Origin of the sequence: Mucilaginibacter calamicampi, from assembly GCF_042676765.1 — a bacterium.
Classification (GTDB): Bacteria; Bacteroidota; Bacteroidia; order Sphingobacteriales; family Sphingobacteriaceae; genus Mucilaginibacter; species Mucilaginibacter calamicampi.
The window spans coordinates 315,683-334,424 of sequence record NZ_JBHTHU010000005.1 but is presented as its reverse complement, the minus strand read 5'-3'; the positions used below and the strand labels follow the sequence as shown (position 1 = coordinate 334,424).

General features: G+C 41.9%; 18 protein-coding genes. All 18 read right to left on the bottom strand.

The window, feature by feature from the left end; translation table 11 throughout:
• Positions 1–2: 2 nt before the first annotated feature.
• On the bottom strand, positions 3–1,616 hold the full coding sequence (locus tag ACFQZS_RS07175; protein ID WP_377098698.1) for a DUF4139 domain-containing protein: 1,614 nt from the start codon (positions 1,614–1,616) through the stop codon (positions 3–5).
• 108 nt (positions 1,617–1,724) lie between these two features.
• The gene (locus tag ACFQZS_RS07170; RefSeq protein ID WP_377098696.1) at positions 1,725–3,326 is read right to left on the bottom strand and encodes a complex I subunit 4 family protein; all 1,602 of its coding nucleotides are present in this window, start codon (positions 3,324–3,326) and stop codon (positions 1,725–1,727) included.
• 3 nt (positions 3,327–3,329) lie between these two features.
• Positions 3,330–5,396, bottom strand: a complete 2,067-nt coding sequence (locus tag ACFQZS_RS07165; protein WP_377098694.1) for an NADH-quinone oxidoreductase subunit 5 family protein — start codon at positions 5,394–5,396, stop codon at positions 3,330–3,332.
• Positions 5,397–5,399: 3 nt separating this feature from the next.
• A complete protein-coding gene (nuoK, locus tag ACFQZS_RS07160) occupies positions 5,400–5,705 on the bottom strand; it encodes an NADH-quinone oxidoreductase subunit NuoK (RefSeq protein WP_449288896.1) in 306 nt (101 codons plus the stop codon).
• Positions 5,702–6,250, bottom strand: coding sequence for an NADH-quinone oxidoreductase subunit J family protein (locus ACFQZS_RS07155; RefSeq protein ID WP_377098693.1), 549 nt, complete (start codon positions 6,248–6,250; stop codon positions 5,702–5,704). The genes nuoK and ACFQZS_RS07155 overlap by 4 nt, the downstream gene beginning before the upstream one ends.
• Positions 6,247–6,834, bottom strand: a complete 588-nt coding sequence (locus ACFQZS_RS07150; protein WP_377098691.1) for a 4Fe-4S binding protein — start codon at positions 6,832–6,834, stop codon at positions 6,247–6,249. The genes ACFQZS_RS07155 and ACFQZS_RS07150 overlap by 4 nt, the downstream gene beginning before the upstream one ends.
• Positions 6,835–6,954: 120 nt before the next feature.
• Positions 6,955–8,025 carry an NADH-quinone oxidoreductase subunit NuoH gene (nuoH, locus tag ACFQZS_RS07145; protein ID WP_377098689.1) on the bottom strand — a complete coding sequence of 357 codons (1,071 nt, stop codon included), beginning with the start codon at positions 8,023–8,025 and terminating at the stop codon, positions 6,955–6,957.
• A 99-nt stretch (positions 8,026–8,124) separates the two neighbouring features.
• Positions 8,125–8,958 (bottom strand): glutamate racemase, encoded by an 834-nt coding sequence (gene murI / locus ACFQZS_RS07140; protein ID WP_377098687.1) that lies wholly within the window; start codon positions 8,956–8,958, stop codon positions 8,125–8,127.
• A gap of 145 nt (positions 8,959–9,103) precedes the next feature.
• Positions 9,104–9,616, bottom strand: a complete 513-nt coding sequence (locus ACFQZS_RS07135) for an OmpH family outer membrane protein (RefSeq protein ID WP_377098685.1) — start codon at positions 9,614–9,616, stop codon at positions 9,104–9,106.
• Positions 9,617–9,666: 50 nt separating this feature from the next.
• Complete coding sequence (locus ACFQZS_RS07130) at positions 9,667–10,200, bottom strand: OmpH family outer membrane protein (protein ID WP_377098683.1); 534 nt, start codon at positions 10,198–10,200, stop codon at positions 9,667–9,669.
• 11 nt (positions 10,201–10,211) lie between these two features.
• A complete protein-coding gene (gene bamA / locus ACFQZS_RS07125; protein ID WP_377098681.1) occupies positions 10,212–12,764 on the bottom strand; it encodes an outer membrane protein assembly factor BamA in 2,553 nt (850 codons plus the stop codon).
• Positions 12,765–12,827: 63 nt separating this feature from the next.
• Entirely contained in the window at positions 12,828–13,568 is a 741-nt protein-coding gene (locus tag ACFQZS_RS07120; protein WP_377098678.1) for an isoprenyl transferase, read from the bottom strand.
• A 184-nt stretch (positions 13,569–13,752) separates the two neighbouring features.
• Complete coding sequence (gene porG, locus ACFQZS_RS07115) at positions 13,753–14,538, bottom strand: type IX secretion system protein PorG (protein WP_377098675.1); 786 nt, start codon at positions 14,536–14,538, stop codon at positions 13,753–13,755.
• Positions 14,539–14,547: 9 nt separating this feature from the next.
• The gene (locus ACFQZS_RS07110; protein WP_377098674.1) at positions 14,548–15,429 is read right to left on the bottom strand and encodes an NAD kinase; all 882 of its coding nucleotides are present in this window, start codon (positions 15,427–15,429) and stop codon (positions 14,548–14,550) included.
• A 109-nt stretch (positions 15,430–15,538) separates the two neighbouring features.
• Entirely contained in the window at positions 15,539–16,201 is a 663-nt protein-coding gene (locus ACFQZS_RS07105) for a CBS domain-containing protein (RefSeq protein WP_377098672.1), read from the bottom strand.
• Positions 16,202–16,210: 9 nt separating this feature from the next.
• The gene (locus ACFQZS_RS07100) at positions 16,211–16,972 is read right to left on the bottom strand and encodes an alpha/beta fold hydrolase (protein ID WP_377098670.1); all 762 of its coding nucleotides are present in this window, start codon (positions 16,970–16,972) and stop codon (positions 16,211–16,213) included.
• A gap of 131 nt (positions 16,973–17,103) precedes the next feature.
• Entirely contained in the window at positions 17,104–17,553 is a 450-nt protein-coding gene (locus ACFQZS_RS07095) for a GatB/YqeY domain-containing protein (protein WP_377098668.1), read from the bottom strand.
• Between the two features lie 205 nt (positions 17,554–17,758).
• Positions 17,759–18,535, bottom strand: coding sequence for an SDR family NAD(P)-dependent oxidoreductase (locus ACFQZS_RS07090; protein ID WP_377098666.1), 777 nt, complete (start codon positions 18,533–18,535; stop codon positions 17,759–17,761).
• Between the last annotated feature and the right edge of the window lie 207 nt (positions 18,536–18,742).

The following is an 18,742-nucleotide window of genomic DNA, read 5'->3' as shown; positions in this document are numbered from 1 at the left end:
TATTATTGAACTATTACTTGTTGGTTTTTTGGATACTTAACCTGATATTTTAATTCGAGTTTCTTTTCTGCCTGCGAATTTAATGTTAAATTCCATGAAATCTTGCCTGTAGTTTTATCCAATGTACCGGCAGAGAGATCCTGGGTGTCAACCTCAATACCTGAGTTTTGCGATACAGGTACCTGATCTTCAACCAAAAGGTTTACTTTTTGATTTTTACGATTCTTAATATTAATAAGCCAGTTCTTGGTTTCTTTTTTATTAGCGCCCAGGCTTTGCTTTTCGGTAAGTTCTTTTTGCAGGGTGCGGGTTACCACAATGTTCTTGTCAACACCTAATGACAGGTTTAAAGTGTCTGTAGAAACACGTGTATTTATTGAAGATTTACCGATGAAGGTGCCTTCAAACAACAAGTTAGCCTCGCCCGATAGGAAATTGTACTTATTCCAGTTGGTTAAACTGGCGGTTAAAAACACATCGGTACTTAGTTTAGGGGCGGTATAATACTGGTAAGTTGCAGGTAATTCTACCCGGTTTACTTCTACCAGATATTGTTTTCCGTCAGTAGGTACAGAGAACGGCGCATCAATACTAAACTCTACGTTTGTTTGATTTTCAATTTGCTGAACGGCAAGGGGTGAAGTGTTAAGCCCCGGGATCCTGTCTGCTAAAGCTTTGTTCATATTTACGCCGTAACCCACAACCACCACTTCATTTAACTGTGTTGTTTGATACCCAACTCTATCCTCAACTTTGGTAAGACCAAGATAATAAGGGTTTAATACAGGTTTGATACCACTTACAGAAGGGTTTCCTGTTGATAGTTTAAGCTTTACGTTCCTCCAGTCCTCGCCGCTTCTTTGCCTTACATTAGCCTTGTAGGCAATACTGATAGGGCTGCTTATATTCTTGGCATAAACATCATAACTTGGGTACCAGCCTGCGTTACGCACAAGGTAGCTTAATGTAAAGGTAGATACTACAGGAGCATTGGATGACACCGTTACAAATACATTGGTGACAGTTTTGTTGTTACCTGCATTAATTTTTTCTATTTGCTGCTCATATTTTTCAAATTCAGAAACCAGGGCCGCTATCTGCTCATTGATAGCTATGGTGCGCTTTTTTATCTCGGTAAGGCGCTCTGTTTGAAAATTAAGTGCCAGCCGTAATTTAACAATGTCCGGGCTGCTGTTTTGCCCTGCTATCATCTGGTTTTTCATCAGCATTTCTTCTTCCTGCTTGTTGATAGCCAGCAATGCGTTTTGAAATTCAATTTTAGCCCTAACTCCTTTTTGCAATGCCTGCAAAGCCGACAATTCATTTTCCTTGTCTTGCTTATTTAAATAAACAAGTTCGTTTTTTATTGATAGGATGGTAAACTCGCCACTTGCATTTAGTTGCAAACTTTGCTCGTCAATATCCGAAGATATGTTATCAAAGATGAGCGTTGACGTACCCACAGCCACATTAACCGTAGCCGTACGTGTAACCTGTGCACCGTTTAAAAAGACAGTAACTTTTTGAACTTTTGATTCAACCTTTTGGCCATCATCTGCCTTTACTGATGCGGTAAAAATGGAAAGGCAAATTATCAGGGTTAATTTTTTGAGCATGGCGTTTTTTGTTTAAGTAAATAATCCGGTTAATTGTTGTCCCCAAAGGGGCTTACAATTACAGGATGTATTTGCATGCCTTTTTCCATAATCGCGCAAAAAAATTATTTATCGCTGTAAAAACAGAACCAGCGCCAGCACAGAATCGTTCAACTTATCAAAAACCAGCGATGGCATTATGCCTAATATTAACGTAGCGGCGGCCAGTGGTATTAAGGCAACCAATTCGCGGCGGTTAAGATCAACCAGGGCGGTTTTCCAAACTTCGCCACCTTTTAATGATAGCGAACCGAAGAACACGCGTTGCAGTGTCCACAAAAAGTAGGCAGCACTGAACAGAATACCAACAGCTCCACAAACGGCCATCCAATAGGGCAGCAAACCATTAATTGATGGCGATTTAAAGGCACCTGCTAAAGAGAAAGCTTCGGCAATGAAGGCGGAGAATCCCGGCAGACCTAAAGACGCGAAAAACGCTATCATGATAAATACGGTATACTTAGGCATTAAACTGCTTAAGCCTCTGAAATTGTAAATATCCCTGTCGTGTACGCGATTGTACACTACCCCTACCAGGTAAAACAACATGGCCGATAAAAAACCGTGACTCACCATTTGTATCACCGCGCCGCTTAAGCCTTCGGCAGTTTGCGAGGCCATACCTAACAGCACAAAGCCCATTTGCGATACAGATGAGTAGGCAACCACTTTTTTAAGGTCGCGCTGGGCAAGGGCGTTAAAAGCGCCATATAAAATTGATACTACGCCTAAAAGGCCAATTATGGGCGATGCCCAGGCACCCATGTCAGGGAAAATACCGAGGCAGATCCTGATCATTCCGTAGCCTCCTATTTTAAGCAGTACGGCAGCCAGAATTATAGACACCGGCGTAGGTGCCTCTACGTGCGCATCGGGCAGCCAGGTGTGCAGTGGCACCACCGGCACCTTAATGGCAAAGGCTATAAACAACACAATAAAACCCACCGCACGGGCCGGAATGCCAAATAAATATTGTTGGGCGAGGACAGAAAATATAGAATCAGTACCATAATTGTTAGGGTTCATCATCTGTACTATGTTGAAGGTATGGTTGCCTGTTGCAGGATCAGTAACTGAAATGTAAAGACCTATCATTACCAGCAGCATAAATACCGAGCCGAATAAGGTATACAGGAAGAATTTTATAGCAGCGTACTCGCGGCGCACACCGCCCCACATCCCTATCAGGAAGTAAAGCGGAAGTAGCATCAACTCGTAAAAAATGTAGAACAGGAAAAAATCCAGCGCGCAGAACACGCCAATAACCGCCATATCTAATATCAAAAACAGAATAAAAAAGCCTTTTATATTGCTTTTTATCTCCCATGATGCTAAGGCGGCTATCACCAGTACCAACGAGGTCATTACCAGTAAGGGCAGCGAAATGCCGTCAATCCCTACAAAATAATCTATCTGCATTTTACCTAACGTGCCAAGGTTTAGGTTTATCCAGGGAATTTTTTGAACAAACTGATATCCTGCTTCGTTAGCTATGCCGGCAAAATTTTGCCCGGTTTTAAAGTTTAAATAAATATAAATGCTGATAGCAAATTGTACCAAAGTAGCCAGCAGGGCTATATACCTGAAACTCCGGCGCCAATCAGACGGCATGGCGGCTATAACTGCACCAAACAGTAAAGGAATAAATATCAGCAGGGTTAATATATTCATTTGTTAAAAATCCAATAATAAATAAATAAACAGCACCAACACAATTGCCATCATGCTAAAAAGGTAATACTGTATTTTACCGCCTTGAAAGTAGCGTATAAAGTTACTCGTTATCCGTACAATAAACGTAAGCAGGCGCGATACGCCATCAATAACATAATAATCAAACCAGGCGGCAATTTTTGATAAGCCGACCACCAAATTTGACAGCAGGTGTATAAAGCCGTCAACAATATTACGGTCTACCCATGATGATGCACGGCTAACTATTAACACTCCGCCTACAATAACTTTATTGTAAAAGGTGTCAAAATACCATTGGTTATAACTCAGCTTGAATAGAAACGAATGTTGCGGTGCCGACCACGAATTACGCTTAACATAAACCGTATAAGCAAAGTATATAACAAACGCGCTTACAATATTAACACCCACGGGGATAATGGTATGAAAAATATTTACCCTATCTAAAGCGGTCTCGCTGGCAAAACCACGGAACACCCAGGCATCCTCATACACAAACGGATTGTAAGAAAATACCGGGAACAAACTAAATGCCGCCAGCATTAACAAAGGCAGTTTATATTGCCAGCTACCGTCGCTGATGTGAAATTTAATGTGTGGATGGAATTTTTCCAGCTTAAACTCGCCAAAAAACACTTTTACAATCAGCCTGCTTACATAAAATGCGGTTAACCCGGTAGTTAGTATGGCGCCAATGGGCACCAGCATAGGCCAAAAACCACGCTGCTCTGCCCAGCTGATTGACTGTATTAAAATGCCATCTTTTGAGAGAAAACCGGACGTAAGCGGCAAACCTATTAAAGCTGCGGCACCTACAAGGGCAGCCATAAAAGTGAATGGCAGCTTTTTACGCAGGCCACCCATGTTAAGAATGTTTTGCGGATCTATATCCAGGTTATTATCATCCTTAACATGTTGCATTTGGTGTATAACAATACCGCCTACCAAAAACAACAGACACTTAAAGAAAGCATGTGTAACCAAATGGAAAAGTGATGAAGCATACGCGCCTATACCCATACCCATTACCATAAAACCCAGTTGTGATATGGTGGAGTAAGCCAATATGCGCTTAAAATCATTTTGTGTTAGCGCTATGGTTGCGGCCATAAACGCGGTAAAGCAACCTATTGCAGCTAAAATATCTAACTCTGTTGGTGTAAATAATGGGTATAACCTGCCAAGCAAAAAAACGCCTGCAGCTACCATTGTTGCCGCGTGTATGAGCGCCGAAACCGAGGTGGGCCCTTCCATTGCATCGGGTAGCCAGGTATGCAGCGGGAATTGCGCTGTTTTTGCCGCTACCGCTAAAAATACCCCGCCACAAGCTACATACTGCCAAAATACCGGTATGGTGGCGCTTGCCCCTACCCACATGCCATTTATTGTTTGCGACTGCGCTATTAAACCATAACTGCCAAACAACTGGTTAAGATCAAAACTGCCCGACTGGGCAAAGATTATCATCATGGCTATCAGCAAACCCACATCGCCTATGCGGTTAACTATAAAGGCTTTTTTATTGGCCATTACGGCTTTTTCCCGGGTAAACCAAAAACCGATCAACAGGTACGACGAAAAGCCAACCAGCTCCCAGAAAACGTAAAACGTTATCATGCTATCAGCAACTACCAGAGCCAGCATACTAAAGCAGAATAGGCTTAGATAACTAAAATAGCGTTTGTACCGCTCATCATACTTCATGTAAGCGGTAGAGTAAACGTGTACAGGCAAGGCAATAGCAGGCACTAGCAACAGCATAATTACAGAGTGGTTGTTGAGCCACATACCTGCATAAACGTTAGTAGCACCAATGGTAAACCATTTAAACTGCCAATGCAATTGCGGCTGATTCCACAGATTGGTAAAAACTACTATCGCGCTGATAAAGCTTAACAAAATAGCCAGGGTTGATACCCAGCCTGCCGCTTTATTGGTTTTACCGCGTAAACAAACATTAATTAAAAAGGCAAGCAAAGGCAGCAATACCGCCGCTGACGCTAGGAGTAGTGTTAAGGTTTGCTGATATGGTTGAAAATTATTCAATAATTAATCTTTCAAGCTATTAATCCTACCCGGATCAATGGTTTTATACTTTTTGTAAACAGTTAATATGATAGCCAAAGCCACTGCAGTTGTAGCAGCAGCCAACACTATGGCAAACAGGGCAAAGATCTGCCCGCCGTTATTGATCCTATCAAATTTGCCAAATGCCACCAGGTTTAAAATGCCCGCATTCAACATTAGTTCAATTCCTATTAATAATTGGATGGCGTTGCGTTTGGTAATCAGCATATATAAACCAATGCAAAACAAAGCCGCGCCAACTATCAGGAAATCATTTAATGAGATCATGCTTCGGGTTCCTTTCTGGCTATATGCGCCGCGCCTATTAATGCCATCATTAATAAAATAGATATCGCTTCAAAAGGCAGCAAATAGGTGGTCATTAAGTTGATGCCGATATTGTTAAGGCCGTTATCAGTAGGTTTTATAACGTTATCTACAGCTACCGCGTGTTTTATCCAACCCAGGTTATCGGCATCCATTTTTAATATCATAGCCACCATTACCGCGAAGAACAGAACGGCTAATAACAGGCCCGGTATTTTACCGCTGTTTATTAATTTATCCTTCTGCTCGCCAAGGGTGTTTAGCGTTTCTTTTCCGGATAGCATGAACGCGAAAAGTATCAGCACCAAAATGCCGCCCACGTATATAACCACTTGCGTAACGGCAACAAAATCTGCCAGGGCCAGCACATACAAACCCGCCAATGCAAACAGTGTTACAAAGAACATAAAGATGCCGCGCACCAGGTTTTTTGTAGATGCCACGTACAAGGCAGACGCTACCGCTATAAAACCCATGGCATAAAAAAGCACCTGCACTAAACTCATGCGCCGCCCTCCCGTTTATTCATGGCGGCCAATTTAGCAGCCTGTTTTTCGGCTAACTGGTTCTCCAGCAAAGTTTTCTTCTCAGCAACCTCTTCGGGCGACATGTTAGAGAACTCGTAGTTAAGGTCCTTTAACTCAAATACGCTTTTGTCGTATTGGTCGGTCATTACAATACATTCCGTAGGGCAAACTATTGTACAAAGGCCGCAGTACATGCATTTAGCCATATCAATATCAAACTGAGCCGCGTAAATACGTTTCGGCGATCCGTCTGAGGTGTGGCCTATCAGTTCAGTTGCCTTTACCTGTTCTATGGTGATACAATCAACCGGGCAAATTTTTGCGCAAAGATCGCAAACAATACAGTCGTCTATCTCCACATCCAACTGATACCGGCCCACTTCCGGACTTAACAGCGCCTGTTTAGGATATTGAATGGTGTTAGTACCCTCTAACTGCTTAAAATAATTATCGTCACTAACGGGAATCACCTTTCGCTTCGCGTTGGAGGCAAAAAGGTGGCTAATGGTAAGGGTTAGCCCCTTCCATGCCGTTGAAAATCCCTTTAGTGCTTTGTCTATCATTTATTCCAATTTGTCATGTTGAGCGTGGCGAAACATCTTCTATAAGATTCTTCGCTGCGCTCAGAATGACAGCTTATTTTTTAAAAATTCGAAATCGAAAATCCGAAATTCGAAATCCAATCACATTAACCACAACCGCCATACGCCCGATGCCAGCATACAGGCAAAAGCAAGCGGTGTAAGTACTTTCCAGCACAGGTTCATTAACTGGTCAACGCGTACACGTGGCAGTGTCCAGCGTATCCACATTTGTACGCCAACCAATGCCAGTGTTTTTATGGCTATCCAAAATATGCCCCATACTATGCCTGTTGTCCAGTCAGCCAATTGAATGGAGCCAATATTTGGCAAAGGCGTGTTCCAGGCGCCCAAAAATAACACAACCCCAATCATTGATACCAGGAACATCATTGAATATTCTGCCAAAAACACCAAACCAAAACGCAGGCCGGTGTATTCTGTATGAAAGCCTGATACCAATTCCGATTCTGCCTCGGGGATATCAAACGGTGCCCGGTTACTCTCTGCTAATGATGCTATAAAATAGATCACGAACGCGATAATAAGGTGCGGAGCTCTGAAAATATTCCAGGCCAGAATACCACCGGTACGCGATACATCCCAAAAGCCCAAAAACTTAACACCTTCATTTGATAGCGTGCCTTGCTGCATGGCTATATCCTGCAGGTTAAGGGTTTGCGCTATCATTACTACTGATATTATTGCGAAGCCGGCCGGTATCTCGTAGGAAATGATCTGCGCAGCCGACCGCATAGCGCCCAGTATTGAATATTTGTTGTTAGAGCCCCAACCAGCCATTAAAATACCCAAAGTCTCGATGGATATAATGGCGAAAATGTAGTAAAGACCCAGATTTATTTTAGAGGGGACCAAACCCGGTGCCCAGGGCAATGCTGCAAAGCCAAGATATACAGCAATAAATATAATAGCGGGCGCAGCCACAAACAGCACTTTGTCAGCCGCCGAAGGGGTGATCATTTCTTTTTGCAGCAGCTTTAAAATATCAGCAACGGTTTGCAACAGACCGAATTTACCAACTTCTGTTGGTCCCAGCCTGTCTTGTATAAAAGCAGAAACTTTTCGTTCGGCATACACGGCAAACAAGGCGAACACTGCAGAAAATGCAAATAAGCCTACTGCTACTAAAATATATGTCAGGTAAAAATTCAACCCCTGTAATTTGCTTTGGATGCAAACTTAACAAATGCTAAATAAAATAAGGCAGTTTGCCTAAATAAGTTGACTAAATTGGTAGTGTTTTTTGTTTCCTTATTTGCACCTAAGCTCATTAACAGCAACATGCGATGACGTTACCGGAGCCGAAAAGAAACGCGAAGCGTGGTGATCAAACTCCGCCGTATCATCAGTAGTATAAAACAATTTGGTTTGCCCCTTGCTTAGGTTTTGTTCCATTTCCGGATGGCGCTGCAGGTAATTAACCAGGCTGTCTGCTACAATATCGCCTTGGGCTACCACCCGCACATTTTTAGGCAGGTGGGCCTCTATTTTATCCTGAATAAGGGGATAATGCGTACAGCCAAGCAGTAAGGTATCAATATTGGCAGATTGTGCCATAATACCATCAATATATTCCTTCACAAAATAATCAGCTCCGGGCTTTTCATATTCGCCGCTTTCAATTAAAGGTACCCACAGCGGGCAGGCTTGCTGATATACTTTTAAATTGGGAAAGAATTTTTCTATTTCTAAAGGATAAGAGTTTGATTGCACTGTTCCGTTAGTGCCCAGCACGCCTATCTCCCCGGTGTTTGAGTAATTGCCTACTACTTCAGCCGTAGGCCTTATAACGCCTAATACCCTTTTATCTGGATCAAGCGCCTGTATATCTTTTTGCTGAATGGTGCGTAAGGCCTTTGCCGACGCGGTGTTACAAGCCAGTATAATAAGCGGACAGCCCTGCCCAAACAGCCACTGCACGCACTCCCAGGTATACTGATGGATGGTATTGAATGACCTGTTACCGTACGGCGCACGGCTATTATCGCCCAGGTAGATATAATCATAAGCAGGCAACGCGGCAGCAATAGACTTAAACACCGTTAAGCCGCCTATGCCCGAATCAAAAATACCTATGGGGTTCATCTTAAAGATTGGTTGTTAAAGATTGAAGATTAGTGTATCCGGATTATTTCTCACTACAACCCGTTAATCAATATAATCAGCGATCCAAAAGTAAAAAAAAAGCGCCCTGAATAATCAGGGCGCTTTTATAAAATCTTAATGCTGATTATTTTAAACCTAATTTAGCTTTTACAGCAGCTAAAAGGTTATCCGCATCTGGTGCAACCAATAATTCGGTTTGGCTTGTATTAATAACATAAGCGTAACCTTTTTCTTTAGCTACAGCATTTATAGCTCCTCTAACTTTATCAAAAAGTGGTTTTGACCATTCGTTGCTTTTAGCATCAACTGATTGACGAGCCAGGGTTTGCTGGTCATCAAGTCTTTTTTGCATATCCTGTATTTCGGCAATCTTTGCTGCTTTAGCGGCATCAGTCATTGTTTTTTCCTGATCCTGATATTCTTTTATAGTTTTTTGATAGGTATTGTTTAAGGTGCCTAACTGATCTGTCCAGGTTTTAGAATAATCCTCCAATTGTTTTTGAACTGTTTTAGCTTCAGGAAGCGCAGATATAACTTCTTCCTGGGCAATGTATCCAATTTTACTTTGTGCCTTGGCAAAGTTGCCCGCTAACATTATGCATACTGCAACTAAGGCAACTTTAAATACTTTTTTCATTGTTCTTTGTCTCGTGTTTAATTAATAGTGCGATTATATATATAATAAATTTATTTAGCAAGTACTCCTGGCTTTAAACCCAAACGGGTAATAACCTCTGCGCTCTTATCATAACGTGGATTAGCGTATAACATTATTACTTCGCTATTCTTATCCAGCACCACGTCCAAATTTTCGCTTTCGGCCATAGCCTGCACAGCTTTTGCAACTCTGTCCTGTATGGGCTTTATAACAGCATTGCTGCGCTGCGAAAGATCACCTTCGGGACCAAATATTTTACGCTGAAAATCTTTTGCTTCTTTTTCTTTGTTCACAATTTCCTCTTCACGTCTTTTCTTTACTTCGGCCGTCATTAAGGGCTGGTCGGCCTGATAGGCTTTAAACAAGCGGTCTATTTCCTGAAAACGGGCGTCAACCTCTTTTTGCCATTGATCAGACATCGCTCCCAATTGTTTCTGGGCCGAAATATAATCTGGTATATGTTTTAGTATATATTCAGAATCAACATAAGCAAAACGTTGCGCTAATGCTGCAGTTACCGATAGGAACGTTAATGCAGCTATTAAAATTATCTTCTTCTTCATTTTTTTTCTAATTAATTAAATCCACCACTTAAACTCTGCGAAATAGAAAAGCTGAACTGACCTTTGTTGGCTGTTGGCTGCCCGGGTATAGCATCAAAGCCATAACCGTAATCAAGACCCAGCAAACCAAAAATAGGTAAAAATATCCGCGTTCCAACACCAACAGAACGCCTTATATTAAACGGACTGTATTGAGAAAAACTGTTCCAGGTATTACCACCCTCTGCAAATGCCAGCATAAATATAGTTGCCGATGGGCTTGCTATAACAGGGTGACGAACCTCCATAGTAAACTTATTATAAATGGTACTACCCGGGTTTTGGCTGGCGGTATAGTTACTGCCCAGCGGAACAATTGAGAAGTTGGTATAACCACGTAAACCAATTATCTCGCTACCCTGTAAAAACTGGTAGCTCTGCATACCGTCGCCACCTAACTTAAAGCGCTCAAACGGCGATGGGCCAACCTTTGAATTGTACATACCCAGGAAGCCGGAACGCAGTTGCGACATAAGCACCAATTTTCCGGTTAGTTTGGTAAACCATTGCGCATCAAATTTAAATTTATAATACTCCACAAACTTATAACGCTGCGCAGGGGTAGCAATATTGTAATTAACATTATTAAATAATGAATACGGTGGCGTAGCCTGTATAGTAAACTTGATGTTTGAACCCGTTGTTGGATAAATTGGCGCATCTAACGAGGTACGGCTCAGGTCCTGCGTAAGTTTAATGTTATAAGACGTACCATTAGAGAACAGGTAACCATTGTAGTTATCCAGAAAATAATGGTCAAGGTTTAACGAGTAGTTAAGCTGAAAATGGTTATCAGGCCATTTTAAACGTTTACCCAAAGTAACGCCCACACCATTTATTCTAAGATAGTTATAGTTAGGATTGTCTTTAGCGTAATACTGCCCGGTTGAACTTAACTGGGTATAAGCAGTAAGCGCGAAATAAATTGGTTTTTTGCCACCCAACCACGGCTCAGAAAATGTGAACGAAAAGTTCTGATAAATTCTACCGCTTGACTGGCCGCGTATGCTTAGCTTCTGGCCGTCGCCTTTTGGCAGGGGCCTATAGGCTTTCAGGTTAAACAGGTTTCTTAACGCAAAGTTGTTAAAGGTTAAACCCAGCGTGCCCACCAACTGGCCACCACCAAAACCACCTGAAAGTTCTACCTGATCTGATGGTTTTTCAACCACGTTGTAAAGCAGGTCAACTGTACCTTCTGCAGGGTTCAAATTTTCCGGGCGTGGGTCGGTCTTTGTATCGTCAAAATTGCCTAACTGCCCAATTATACGCGTACTTTCAATTAACAAGGCTTTGTTAAATTTCTGCCCCGGTATGGTTTGCAACTCGCGGCGTATAACCTTATCATTGGTTACATCATTACCTTTAATTGTTATGCGGTTAATGGTGTATTGCGGGCCTTCGTAAATTCTTATATCCAGGTCAATGGTATCGTTATATAACTTGGTTTGCACCGGATCTGCAGTAAATGTAAGGTAACCGTCATTCATATATAATGATGAAAGATCATCACCGCTTGGGCCGCCGCCGCTCAACCTTTTGTTAAGCAACTCCTCGCTAAACACATCACCTTTCTCTATACGAAGCACACGTGTTAACAGATCATTGGGATAACGCGCGTTGCCAGACCATTTAACGCTACCAAAATAGTATTTGCGCCCTTCAAACACGTTTATCTTTACGTCAACCGTTCTGTCGTTATGTTTGGTTACTGTATCACTTAAAATAGCAGCATCACGGTAACCTTTCTCCTGCATTTTAGCTATCAGGTTCTCTTTATCCTCCTTGTACTTATCTTCCTTGAATTTTTTTGAGCCGAATATATTGTAGAATTTGCGCTGGCGTGTTTTGCTTAAGTACTTTTTAAGTTTACCTTTTGAAAAATCTTTGTTACCCTCAAATGTAACTTTGTTTATCATCACCTTCTTTTTCCTGTCAATGTTCACATCTAATATCACACTGGTGGTATCACTCGGATCAGGGCGTTGTTTTATTAAAACCTCGGTATTGTAATATCCTTTTTCCTGAAAGTGCCTTTTAATAATAGAAGTAGTTGTGTTTAGCAGGTTTTCGTTAACAATTTTGCCGGTTTTATCATTCAGTTTCTTTTGCACATCATCTGCCTTGCCTTTACTTATACCTAATAAACGCATTCTTGAAAGACGGGGATGCTCGCTCACCTGAATTTCAAGATAAACGGTATCCAGGTTTATCTTTGTGATATTAAGCTGCACATCATCAAAAAGTTGTTGGGCGTACAAATCTTTAATAACGTTTGAATTAACCTCGCCCGGTAACGATATCTTGTCGCCCTTGTTTAGCTTTGATATCTGTATCAATATTTCTTTATCCAGGTGGGTGGTGCCTACAACAGTCACTCCTCCTATAATATACTCGCGCGGGCTATTATAATTTAATACAACGGTATCTGATGTAGACGAAGGACGGGATATTTGTCGGCCCGGTGCCTGGGCCATGGCAGCAACACTTATTATTGAAAAAAGAATAGCAAACAGAAATTTGTTCATTCGAATATTTTAGTGGGCTAAAAATAATTTATACAGTTGTTAAAATTTGTTAAACGAGAAAATTTAGTTGATCTGCTCGCTTGTTAAGCCAAAACGGCGTTCGCGTTTTTGGTAATCCAGTATGGCCTCAAAGAGATCTTCTCTTCTGAAATCGGGCCATAATTTTGGTGTAAAATACAATTCGGCGTAAGCTATTTGCCAAAGTAAATAATTGCTTATTCTAAACTCCCCGCTGGTTCTTATCAACAGCTCCGGATCGGGCATATTATATGTATACAGGTTATCTGCAAATACGCGCTCATCTATATCAGCTTCGTTCAAACTGCCCTCTTTAACCTTAACGGCTATATTTTTTGCAGCTTGTAAAATTTCATTGCGCGAACTATAGCTTAATGCCAGCGTAAGCACTAAACCGGTATTTGCGGCCGTGGTATCCATGGCGTTAGTAAGCTCTTTGTAACACTTGGCAGGAAGCATTTTCAGATCGCCGATGGCATTTAGCCTTATGTTATTATCCATAAAGGTTTTTATTTCTTTATGAATAGTATTAACCATTAGCTCCATTATGGCGGCCACTTCAAGCTTTGGCCGGTTCCAGTTCTCGGTAGAAAAAGTATACAGGGTAAGGTACTTAACGCCAACCTCTACGGCTCCTTCAACAACATCGCGCACAGAAACCACTCCGTTGTGATGACCAAAAACCCTCAACTTACCTTTCTCTTTTGCCCAACGGCCATTACCATCCATTATAATAGCAATATGCTTAGGCAATTTCAACAAGTCAATCTGGTCTTTATATCTCATCTTTATTCAGTCGTCCGCTCACTTTTCGCGATAACACTTTTCAATTTTTTCAGGTGACAAAGGTAAAACTTCCTTTGTACTTTTTTAGTATACAGGCTTAAAAGAAAAGTTAATTGCATTTACTGCCCTAAAGGGCGCAAAATTTTAGGTTTTTTAATATAAAACAATGGTTTACATGTAAATGCTAATAGTAGCATTTTGGGGTGATAAAGGTGTATGATATGGAAAGCCCCACAAAAAAATAGGTATCAAAGCGCCTGTTATCGCCCCTTTGGGTGCCCGCTGTGCCCAGATAAACTCCTGTTCTCTCGCCAGATCTGTCAGACAGCGCGCGCGATAAAGGATTGTTTAGACCAGCAGCATCCGGATAGTTGCCGCTAACGTCATCCAGAAAGTCGGTACGTACATGGCGATATCCTATATCAGCAATTAAATTTAACCTGCCCGAAAAATTATATTTAATTCCGGCACCGTACGGAATAGCTACCGCCATTTTGCTGTAGGGTGTGCCCTGCCCCTCTGTAGTAAGCTGCCGCAGATCGTACCTGTCGCCGGCATAAACAGTTGTAGGGCTGTAGTGTACTAAACCCGCCCCGGCAAAAACAAACGGCGTAAAAACATTTTTGCTTACAGAGGGCACATAATCTAAAAAGTTAAACTCGCCCGTAAGGCTTGCCTCGTGCAGGTTTGTTGAAAAACTCAGGTTACGGTCGCGGAACTGCTGGTTAGAAGAAAGACTGTCGGCTGCGTTAATATTGCCAAAAGTGTAGCCTAACTTAGCCGATAAATAAGGATTAAAATTATACTTAACAAAGCCCCCCGCGGAAACGCCGGAGAGTTTAATGGGATTGTTGGTATTCAGATCGCCCATGTAACCGGCACCGCCCATTCGCGCGCCCACCTCCCAGCTTTGCGCGTACGCGCTGCTGCAAACAAAAGTTATTATTAAGCCTGCTAAAATTTTGGGCATTCAACAAATTTAGTAATTGCGGGTATCTAATCCCCACAATAATTTGTTTCTTAACGTTGATAAATAGCTTTCATTGCTTAAGCGGATAAGGTTAAGCTCAAAACCGGCCTTGTGCACCTCAAACCGCATGGTGCTGTCTATCACCGTTGTGCGCGAATCGCACGAGAGCAGGTAGTTTGAACTGCGGCACTCTACCTCAAAAGATAACCTGCTGGTATTGGGCAGTACAATGGGCCGCACGTTTAAGTTATGTGGCGATACCGGGGTAACTATTATTGTATTTGATGCCGGGAACATAACGGGGCCACCGCAGCTTAATGAGTATGCGGTTGAGCCGGTTGGCGTGGCTATAATTATACCATCGCCCCAATAGGAGTTTAAAAACTCGCCATCTAAAAACATGTGCGTGGTTATCATGGCCGAGTCGTCGCGCTTATGGATGGTGACATCGTTAAGCGCGAAGTTGCTGTCGCCAAAAATATTTTGCTCAGAGTCTATACTTAATAAAGCCCGGCTATCTAACGTAAACTGCTTATTTACTACTGCCGCAATGGCGGCCGCTATCTCCGTTTTATTAACGCTTGCTAAAAAACCAAGGCGCCCAAAATTGATACCCATTACCGGAACACCCGAGTTGCCTATCAGGTTAACCATATCCAGCAGCGTACCATCGCCACCCAGGGTTAAAAACACATCAATAAAATCCTTTATCCGGTCATCCTCATTAAGGATGTTATAGGCAACGGTGCTTATTTTACCTTCAAGATGTTTGTTAAGCTGATGATGAACATATACCTCAACATTGTGCAGCACCAAATTGTCAAACACCTGCTGTATGTACGGAAATACTGCCGCATCATTAAACTGACGGCCGTATATTGCTATTTTCATTTTTTATTTTTAGTCCATAGACCATAGTCTATGGCCCATAGATGTTTATCCGTTATCTATAGTATATCAAGCTTTAATTTCTATCGTCTATGGTCCATCGACTATCGACTTACAAATTAAGGTAATTCATTAACGCATCATACCGGTCCATCGCGCTATCTCGGTGTTCGTTATGATTAAAGGTGGCTTTTATTTCATAGCCATACCTTAAAAAGGTGGCTATAATGCTTGAAATATCCTGCTTATTTACCTTAAGTGTAACTTCAAGACGGGTTGAATCAGGAAATGAACGCACATACGAACTTAATATCTGCGCGTTATCTGACTCTACTATCTGCGACATATGCGCCAGCGAGTTATTCTTATTGCTTATTTCCAATACAATAATTCCACCGGGATCTGTTACCGAGGTTATCCGGGCAAACCAGTTATTCATGGTATTGATGGATATACAACCCAGGTAATTTTTTTTGATATCAAGCACCGGTACAATGGTTAGCTGTTGCTCATAAAACAGGCGTATTACATCGTATATATGCTGATCTTCGCGTACGTAAGGGTTAACCAGCGACAAAGCTATAGCACCAATGGCGGTCTGCGCGTCGGGTTCTGCTATCAGATCGGCTTCGGCTACAAGGCCCAAAAACTGCTGCTCATTTACAACAGGTAAGTGCCGTACATGAAACTCCGCCATACGCTCCATCGCCCTCTGAATGGTGTCAGAAGTATGCAGGTGCGCTATGTCGTCATTTATCAGCTCGGCTGCAAACATAATTGTAGTTTAAATATTCCGTCCGTCTAAAAAATTCTTTAGCAGACGATTGAATTCATGCGGATGCTCCATCATAGGCGCATGCCCGCATTTATCTATCCATTGTAATTCCGAGTCGGGCAGTAGCTGATGAAATTCTTCTGCTACCTCCGGCGGAGTAATCTTATCATTACGGCCCCAAATAAGCGATACCGGCATATGTATTTTATGCAGATCAGCTTTCATATTGTGCCTTATGGCCGACTTTGCCATAGCCAGTAACCTAATTACGGCGTGGCGGTCGTTTACGGTTTTATAAACTTCGGCAATTAATTCGGGCGTAGCAACTTCGGGGTCGTAAAAAGTATACTCGCATTTCTCTTTTACAAAGTCATAGCTCTCCCGGCGCGGAAACGTACCACCAAATGCATTCTCATATAAACCCGAGCTGCCAGTAAGCACCATTGCCTTTAATTTAGCCGGATGCGCTAATGCATACACCAGGCCAACATGGCCCCCTAACGAGTTGCCCAACAGTACCACATCATCCAGTTTTTTAAATTTGATAAACTTGTGTACAAACTTTGAAAGCGTTTTTACACCTGTTGTTAAAACCGGAAAATCATAAATAGGTAATATGGGTAATAACACCCTGTACTTTTTACTGAACTCTTCTATAACAATTTCCCAATTGCTTAAACCGCCCATTAAACCGTGCAATAACAGCAGCACCTGGCCCTCGCCCTCGTCTATGTAAGTAAAACCACGATCTTCTTTAAGCACGAATTTCATAAATGTATTTTGTGAGCGTAATAAAATATCAAAACAGCTTATTACCGTTGAACGAAGCAAGTATAAGCAATTATTTATACTTGGTATGTTACCAGTTTTACCTTTTAAATTAAAAAAATATTTCCTTAGGGTTATCCCAGTAACTGCTTAACTACCTCTGATATGGTTCTGCCATCGGCCTGCCCCGCCAGTTCTTTGTTGGCCATACCCATTACCCTGCCCATATCCTGTATAGATGTGGCTCCTATCCTGCCTATTAACTCCTGCAAATAGCCTTCAATCTCAAAACGGCTCATTTGCTGTGGCAGGTATTCTTCAATCACTTTCAACTCGCCCATCTCTATCTGGTACAGGTCATCGCGGTTTTGGGTTTTGTATATCTCTGCAGATTCCTTGCGTTGCTTGGCTAATTTTTGCAATACTTTAACCTCCGCCTCTTCGGTAACTTCTTCGGCAGCGCCTTTTTCTGTTTTAGCTAATAATAAGGCTGATTTTATAGCTCTTAGCCCCTGCAGGCGGTCGGCTTGCTTAGCCAGCATGGCCAGCTTTATATCCTGATCAATTTTTGTTGTTAATGACATGTGTTTTAATTATTGAATTAGTGATTGAGTGAATGAGTGAATGAGTGAATGGCTGTACCCCCCCTCAAGCAAAATCTTATTATTTTGAATGTTTATCTCTATAACTATCGTGATAGAATTTATTTAGCCATTGCCCATCTGCACATTTGCATATTTACACATCTGCACATCTGCTTATCTGCACATTTACACATTTGCACATTAATCATCTCCCGCCTACTTTGCCGCCTTTTAATATTGTTGTTGCGTTGGCTTGCGCGGTGGGCATAATTATAATATCATTAATGTTAACGTGTTTAGGGCGCGAAGCCGCAAACCATATTGTTTCTGCAATATCCTCTGCCTGTAGCGGCTCCCAACCCTCGTATGTTTTACCGGCACGCTCTTTATCTCCCTTAAAACGCACTTCAGAGAATTCTGTTTCAACCGCACCCGGCTGCACAGATGTTACTTTTATCCCATGCGGTAAAAAATCAAGTCGCATGCCTTTGGTTAATGCATCCACAGCAAATTTTGATGCGCAATACACATTACCATTAACATAAACTTCTTTACCGGCTATAGAGCCCAGGTTAATAATATGCCCCGAGCCGTTTTTTATCATCCAGTTGGATACAACTTTGGTAACATACAGCAAACCCTTAACATTGGTGTCTATCATGTTTTCCCAATCGTCAATGTTCCCATCTTGTACAGGGTCAAGCCCCTGACTCAGACCCGCATTGTTGATCAATATGTTTACCTTTTTCCATTTAGCGGGCAGTTTCTCCAGGTTTTCACTTACTTCATCGCGATGGCGAACGTCAAAGTTGCCTATCGCAATTTCAACATTGTACTTTTTATACAGTTTGGCGGCCAGTTTCTCCAAACGATCTAAACGACGGCCCGTTAATATCAGATCATATTTCTCGCGGGCAAATACACTGGCGCAAGCTTCGCCAATGCCGGATGTTGCACCTGTAATTAAAGCGATCTTTGCCATAAATGAGTTTTTATTATGGTACGAAATTATAGTTTTTAGATAAGAATCAGCAATTAATTAACGGTTAATGGGCAATTATCTATCCCGTACTTTTGGCTATCTGCGGTTAAGGTGGCAATGATAAAAACACTAAATCCGTAAAAAGTATACAACATGCATGGATTTGTGTTTATTTTAATAAATTATTTAAGCAAAAAACCTGCAAAA